This is a genomic window from Halobellus clavatus (assembly GCF_900107195.1).
GTDB lineage: Archaea > Halobacteriota > Halobacteria > Halobacteriales > Haloferacaceae > Haloquadratum > Haloquadratum clavatum.
On sequence record NZ_FNPB01000001.1, the window covers coordinates 702,903 to 709,283 of the forward strand.

The following is a 6,381-nucleotide window of genomic DNA, read 5'->3' on the forward strand; positions in this document are numbered from 1 at the left end:
GCGTCGTCAGACGGACATCACTTCGATCGGCACGAGCAGGAAACAGAGCGCGCCGAGCGCGAACGTGAGGACGCCGACGACGATCCGCGGCGTGTCGAGCGGGGAGTCGTCGATCGGGTTCGCGGGGCCCTTGAACGCGATGAACCCGGAGAGCAGCCCCCAGAACACCCACAGACCGACGGATTCGTTCAGGCCGTAGCCGAGGACGTAGTGGAGGTAGCCCGCGATGCCGAAGAGGGCGGCGGGAACGAGTGCCGCCACGCGCTCCTGTGACTCACCGAGTATCGCCCGGAGGATGTGACCGCCGTCGAGTTGGCCGACCGGGAGGAGGTTCAAGACGGTGAAGAACATCCCTACCCACCCGCCGATGATGACCGGGTTGACCGCGACACCCGGGTCGGCGTACTCGGTCGGTTGGCCGAGGAGCGACGCGAGGAGGTTCAACAGCGGTGGATTGTTGAACACGATCACCTGTCCGGTGCCCTGCAGCGCCCACGCCGGCACCTCGATCGGCGGGAGCGAGAGCCCGATCGCCGTGACGACGATCGTCGCCGCCAATCCGGCGAGCGGCCCCGCGACGCCGATGTCGAAGAGCGTCTCGCGGTCGGGCATCTGCCCGCGCATCCGGATGATCGCACCGAGCGTCCCGAACGGGAAGATGAACGGGATAATGTACGGCAGCGAGACGTCGACGTCGTGATACCGTCCCATCACGTAGTGTCCGAACTCGTGGGTCGCGAGCACGCCGAGTATCGCAGCGGTGAACGGCCACGCGCGGAGGACTGCGAGCGGGTTCGCGAGGAGCGTCGAGAGCGGGATGTAATACCACGTCAGCGCGCCGACCAGCATCGTCGACACGATCGTGGCGAGGAACAGCCCGAGGTTCTTCCACGGGACGCCGTCGATGCCGTTCGTGACAGGGCGGGCGACGACGAGGTCCTCGCGGGTGCCCGTGCCCGCCGAGACCTGTACCTCGTAGCCGGCATCACGGAACGCCCGCCACACTTCGCGGCGGAGCATCTGTTCGGGGACGAGCGATTCGCCGTAGAAGATCACCCGGTCGCCGTCCCGTCGGGTCTCCCGGAGGTGGAACACCGATCGAAGTGTCTCGACCGGAAGTTCTGCGGTCGAGTCGGCGGAATCCATCGCCCCGTCGTAGGGCCCACAGCCCGATAAACTCCGCGACAGAGTCGTCACTGGCGGGCGTGTCGATCAAAAATTCGGAGCGGTCGGCGAGCCGTGCGGGGGCGGTGAGGGCGGACAGTCGTGTGCCGCGTAGCGGGCGTCTCCGTGGACCAATTCGAGCGTGAGCGCCTACGCCGCGTCCGCGTTCGGTTCAATCCGCCAGGTGGTCGCACTCGTGTACGACCACTTCTCGACGGTGAGCTCGGAGGCGGAGTCCTTGAGCTTCACCATCAGCGCGCCGATCTCCTTGGGCGAGAGGCCGACTTCTTCGGCGATGAACTTCGATTTGAAGTACATCTCGCCGTCCTGGGCCTTCTCGAGCAGGAACGATTTCAGGCGCTCTTCCTTGGGCAGGTCGTCGCCGGCGTCAGTGGAGGGTGTCGTGGTTGCGCTCATTGTGTGACCTCGCTCCACCCTTGGCGAGAGGGGAGTATATAAAGGCAGGAACGTTGGGGGTAATTCGGCTCTATTCACCGGTAAACGGTGTTCTAATCAATTATTTAAAAAATTCACAGAGCTATTTTCAACTTTTATCGAGCTCCCTGAATTTTTATTTCTTGTATTTTGATTCGATATTATCTTTCCGTGAAGTCGCGGCTCGTGTCGGAGATTCGGCCGTTCACGCACTTACAGCCGGGGCCGAGCAGGGCAATCGGAACCGCACGCGCGCTGAGAAGTGGCGGGAGACGACGACGTTACTGCCGGTCGTGGACCCAGAAGTCCTCTTCGACGGTCGTTTCGCGCTTGAAGATCGGGACCTCGTCCTTGAGCCGGTCGATGCCGTCCGAGACCGTCTCGAACGCCTCCTCTCGGTGACCGGCGAGGACGACGACGAAGACGATGTCTTCACCGGATTCGAGCGTGCCGGTTCGGTGGAAGAGCGCGACCTCCTGAACGCCGTCTCGTTCCATCAACTCGTCTTCGATCGTCCGCATCCGCTCGTCGGCGACCCCCTCGTACTTCTCGAAGGTCAGTTCGAGCGTCTCGGGGTCCTCTTCGCCGTCTTTCGTCCGCACGCGGCCGGTGAACGTCGCGATCGCCCCGGCGCGCTCGGCCCGTGGTGAGTGCTTCACGCGCTCGACGAGCGTCTCGAGGGTGACGTGCGGTTCGGCGTCGATCAACACGTCGATGATGGCTTCGACGTCGGCCTCGGCCGTGCTGTCGACCTGGAGTGCGACGTCCGCCGACTCCACCTCGCCGACGGCGACCGTCGGGGCGGTCACGTTCGGGAATCCCGCCAGGAGCGCGTGGTCGTACGTCGCCGCGAGGTCGTCGAGGACGTCGTCGAGTGAGCGGTCCTCTCCCGCGGCCGTCCACCCGTCGGCGCCGAGTGCGTACGCCGTGTCGACGCCGTCGGGGCGCTGGGACAGCGCCGAGTCCGGGGTTGGGAGCGAGTCTCCGGTGTCGTCGCCGCGTCCGACGACGGCGACACGGCCGTCCAGATGGGGCGCGACGCGGTCGCAGAGCGCCAGCGCGTCGTCACCCACGACTCCGAGTACCTGCATACTCCGGATTCGGGACGGCGAGCGGCTTTATTTTGTCGGCTGCGGCGGTCGGAGCGAGGGACTCCCGGGGCCGTCTCGCGTACGCGGTTGACAACCCTTAAGCCCGGTTCGCGGCAACGACGGGGCAATGAGAGTCGTCGTTTCTATCGGCGGGAGCGTTCTCGCTCCGGACCTCGACGCCCGCCGGGTCGAGGGGCACGCAGCGGTCGTCGAGCGACTCGCGGCAGCGGGCTGTGAGATCGGCGCCGTCGTCGGCGGCGGGGGAGTCGCCAGAGACTACATCGGTGCAGCGCGGGAACTGGGCGCGAACGAGGTCCAACTGGACCAGATCGGGATCGACGTCACGCGGATCAACGCCCGGTTGTTGATCGCCGCGCTGGGGCCCGAGGTGGATCCGAAAGTGGCGCACGATCACGAGGCGGCCGGCGACGCCATCCGTCGGGGGGACGTCTCGGTGATGGGCGGCGTGACGCCGGGGCAGACGACCGACGCGGTCGCTGCCGCGCTGGCGGAGTACGTCGACGCGGACCTCCTCGTCTATGCGACCAGCGTCGACGGCGTCTACAGCGCCGATCCGAGCGCCGACGACGGAGCCGAGAAGTACGAGCGGCTGTCCGGCGGTGAACTGGTCGACGTGATCGCGCCGATGAGCCGCGACGCCGGCGCCTCCGCGCCGGTCGATCTGTTGGCGGCGAAACTCATCGAACGGGCGGGAATGCGCACCATCGTCCTCGACGGCACCGAGCCCGAGCGGATCGAAGACGCCGTCCTTCGGGGCGAACACGACGGGACCGACATCGTCCCCGAGGGTGTCGGAGACGAACCGAGCTACTGGGTCGAGCAATGAGCGACGGGAGCGACGACGCCGACGGCGGAGAGTCGGACGTCGAACAGATGAGTGCCCACGAGGCCGCCGCCGTCGATGGAGCCGACGGGGCCGACGCACGGGACTTCTGGGCAGCGGCGGTTGCCGACGAGATCGAGGCCCGCAACCCGGACGAACCGATCGTCATCAAAGGCGGCGTGTCGCCGTCCGGAGTCGCCCACCTCGGGAACTTCAACGAGATTATGCGCGGGTACTTCGTCGCCGCCGTCCTCCGCGAGCGCGGGTACGAGGTCCGGCAGGTCTTCACGAGCGACGACCGCGACCCCCTCAGGAAACTCCCGCGGAAGCTCGCAGACGTCGACGGGGACATCGTCGGCCTCGGCGATGTCGACGCCGGCGCGCTGGGACGGAACCTCGGGACGCCCTACACCGACATCCCCGATCCGTTCGGCGAGTCCGAGTCGTACGCGGCCCACTTCGCGGCGCTGCTGAAGGCCGACGCCGACCGCCTCGACGTCCCGGTCGAGATGCTCTCGAACACCGAACTCTACGAAGACGGGACGTTCGAGGACGTGGTCGCTCACGTGCTCGAACACGCCGACGAGGCCCGCGAGGTCCTGTCGGCGTACCAATCGAAGGTGGACGAGGACTACGTCCCGTTCAATCCGATCTGCGGGGAGTGCGGGAAGATCACCGAAACCGTGACCGAAGTCGATCTCGACGCGCGGACCGTCGAGTACGTCTGCACCGATATGACCGTCGGCGACGAGACGATCGAGGGCTGCGGCCACGAGGGCACCGCGACGCTCCGCGAGGGCAAACTCCCGTGGCGCTTCGAGTGGCCGGCGCAGTGGCAGGTGCTCGGCGTCGACTTCGAGCCGTTCGGAAAAGACCACGCCGAGGGGTCGTGGCCGTCCGGCGAAGACATCGCCCGCAACGTCCTCGAGATCGAGCCGCCGGTGCCGATGGTCTACGAGTGGTTTACCCTCAACGGCGAGGCGCTCTCGTCCTCGCAGGGGAACATCGTCACCGTCGTAGAGATGCTCGACCTGCTGGAACCGGAGGTACTGCGGTACTTCTTCGCGCTGAACCCGCGGAAGGCCCGCGACCTCGACATCTCCCGACTGGATCAGCTGGTCGACGACTTCGATCGCTTCGAGCGGGCGTACTTCGGCGACGTCGACGACGAGTCGGTGACGGCGTTCGCCGAGCGCGCCTATCCGTTCGTCGTCGACGAGATCAGAGAGGACCGCGTCCGCCTGCCGTACACGTTCGCGGCCGTGCTCGGGATGACCGACGACCGCGACCTCCGGATCGAGATGGCCAGAAACGAGGGCTACATCGACGACGACACCCCGGAGTGGGCGATCGAAGAGGCGCTCGAACGGGTCGATCGGGCCCGCGCGTGGGCCGTCCGGGAGGACAACGCGTACAACTACCGCATCCAGGATGCCCTGCCCGAGGTCGACTTCGACGAGAACGTCGAGGCCGCGCTCGACGAACTCGCGGACTTCGTCGCGGCCGGAAACGACGGCGAGGCGATCCAGGGCGAGATGTACGAGACGGCTCGCCGGAACGACATCGAGGTCGGAGACTTCTTCGAGGCGGGCTATCTGCTGTTCTTCGACCAGCCGCAGGGGCCGCGACTCGGCGAGTTCCTCGGTGAACTCGACACGGAGTTCGTCGTGGCGCGATTGCGGCGTGACGGATAGCGCGGTATCGCTTCGTACCGTCGATTTGTTTTCACCGGCGTCTCGCCGACAGCACGGGGAGTCTACCCGTAGAACGGAACCGCGAGGAGAGCACCCGTAGAATGGCAATCAGTAATCAGTCTTCGTCAGCGACGTCCGGAGAGTTGTCCAGCGAATCTGCGTTTTCGGCGTCACTGCCGCCGTCGGTTACCTGTGCATCGGGGAGCGAAGCGCTCCCTCGATTTTGCCCCTCTTTGTCCACCGCTGCCGGCGCGGTACCGGTTTGCGACTCGTCGGGGTCGCTCCGTGCTCTCGGCTCGCTGTACTGGTAGATGGTGGTGCTGTCGATCACCCCATAGCGGGCCTGATCCCGGTCGTGGATGACGCGCTTGTCGGAGTCGATAGCGATGTCGATCAGATCGACGAACTCCTCGATGACGACCCGTTGGTAGGCGTCCGACGCGGGAATCCGTCCCCGCGATACCCACTCACTGTACCGGCGTTTGTCGTACGCTTGTTCGAGGCTCTCCCGGTCGGGGAGTCGGCCCTGGACGCGCCACACGACGAGCGCGGCAGCGAGCGCGAGGATTCCGAGTCCACTCCGGAGCGCAGTGTCGCTGTCCACCGCTGTCGGCCCACTACCGGGGAGCAACGCGGCCTGCGCTGTCGCGTTGGACAGATTGGCTGCCCCGACAGCGGCATCCTCGCCGGAGACGGTGACTGTCCGGGTGACCGGTGTCGCGTGGCTCTGTTCGTCAGATCGCGGGGCGTCGATCGTATAGGAACGATCGGTGATCTGCATCGGCATCGTGACGCCGAGCGTTCCCTGATACTTCTCTGACTATCCGTCTTTAGCTAAGAGGAGAACCACGTGACAGTGACGGCTTATCGAGGCTTCTTTTCGAGAGGAATGAGGAGGCAACCGCTGTGCACACAGAAGCCTCCTCATCGAGAATCATGCGTCGGCTTACTACACTGTTTCCTTCCGAGTTCCTCGAAGAGCACGCCGAGGAACTCGGCGTGGTCGAGCGAGAGGGCAAGCTACAGGTACCAGTCCTCGTGTGGGCGCTCGTGTTCGGCTTCGCCGCAGGCGAGAGCCGAACACTCGCTGGCTTCAGACGCAGTTACAACTCCACGGCTGATGAGACGATCTCACCGGGTGGCTTCTATCAAC

Annotated in this window: 6 protein-coding genes and 1 pseudogene; 3 read left to right on the forward strand and 4 right to left on the reverse strand. The window is 65.6% G+C overall.

The window, feature by feature from the left end:
- Nucleotides 1–6 precede the first annotated feature (6 nt).
- The 3 genes from BLU74_RS03440 to BLU74_RS03450 form a co-directional block, all read right to left on the reverse strand.
- A complete protein-coding gene (locus BLU74_RS03440) occupies nt 7–1,146 on the reverse strand; it encodes a site-2 protease family protein (protein ID WP_089765165.1) in 1,140 nt (379 codons plus the stop codon).
- A 168-nt stretch (nt 1,147–1,314) separates the two neighbouring features.
- On the reverse strand, nt 1,315–1,581 hold the full coding sequence (locus BLU74_RS03445) for a DUF7123 family protein (protein ID WP_089765167.1): 267 nt from the start codon (nt 1,579–1,581) through the stop codon (nt 1,315–1,317).
- Nucleotides 1,582–1,880: 299 nt separating this feature from the next.
- Nucleotides 1,881–2,690, reverse strand: a complete 810-nt coding sequence (locus BLU74_RS03450; RefSeq protein WP_089765169.1) for a molybdopterin synthase — start codon at nt 2,688–2,690, stop codon at nt 1,881–1,883.
- Nucleotides 2,691–2,817: 127 nt separating this feature from the next.
- On the opposite strand from BLU74_RS03450, the gene pyrH reads away from it, so the two are divergent.
- Together pyrH and lysS are read left to right on the forward strand one after the other, a co-directional pair.
- Nucleotides 2,818–3,537, forward strand: coding sequence for a UMP kinase (pyrH, locus tag BLU74_RS03455; protein WP_089765171.1), 720 nt, complete (start codon nt 2,818–2,820; stop codon nt 3,535–3,537).
- A gap of 47 nt (nt 3,538–3,584) precedes the next feature.
- Complete coding sequence (gene lysS / locus BLU74_RS03460) at nt 3,585–5,228, forward strand: lysine--tRNA ligase (RefSeq protein ID WP_089765292.1); 1,644 nt, start codon at nt 3,585–3,587, stop codon at nt 5,226–5,228.
- Between the two features lie 115 nt (nt 5,229–5,343).
- On the opposite strand, the gene BLU74_RS03465 is transcribed toward lysS, so the two are convergent.
- Entirely contained in the window at nt 5,344–6,015 is a 672-nt protein-coding gene (locus tag BLU74_RS03465; RefSeq protein WP_139175632.1) for a DUF5305 family protein, read from the reverse strand.
- Between the two features lie 149 nt (nt 6,016–6,164).
- Between BLU74_RS03465 and BLU74_RS03470 the strand changes: the two are divergent.
- Nucleotides 6,165–6,381, forward strand: a pseudogene (locus BLU74_RS03470) (IS4 family transposase); the annotation flags it as partial.

Coding starts and splice junctions, on each gene's coding strand:
- BLU74_RS03440 (WP_089765165.1), bottom strand. CDS start 1,146: ATGGATTCCGCCGACTCGACCGCAGAACTTCCGGTCGAGACACTTCGA.
- BLU74_RS03445 (WP_089765167.1), bottom strand. CDS start 1,581: ATGAGCGCAACCACGACACCCTCCACTGACGCCGGCGACGACCTGCCC.
- BLU74_RS03450 (WP_089765169.1), bottom strand. CDS start 2,690: ATGCAGGTACTCGGAGTCGTGGGTGACGACGCGCTGGCGCTCTGCGAC.
- pyrH (WP_089765171.1), top strand. CDS start 2,818: ATGAGAGTCGTCGTTTCTATCGGCGGGAGCGTTCTCGCTCCGGACCTC.
- lysS (WP_089765292.1), top strand. CDS start 3,585: ATGAGTGCCCACGAGGCCGCCGCCGTCGATGGAGCCGACGGGGCCGAC.
- BLU74_RS03465 (WP_139175632.1), bottom strand. CDS start 6,015: ATGCCGATGCAGATCACCGATCGTTCCTATACGATCGACGCCCCGCGA.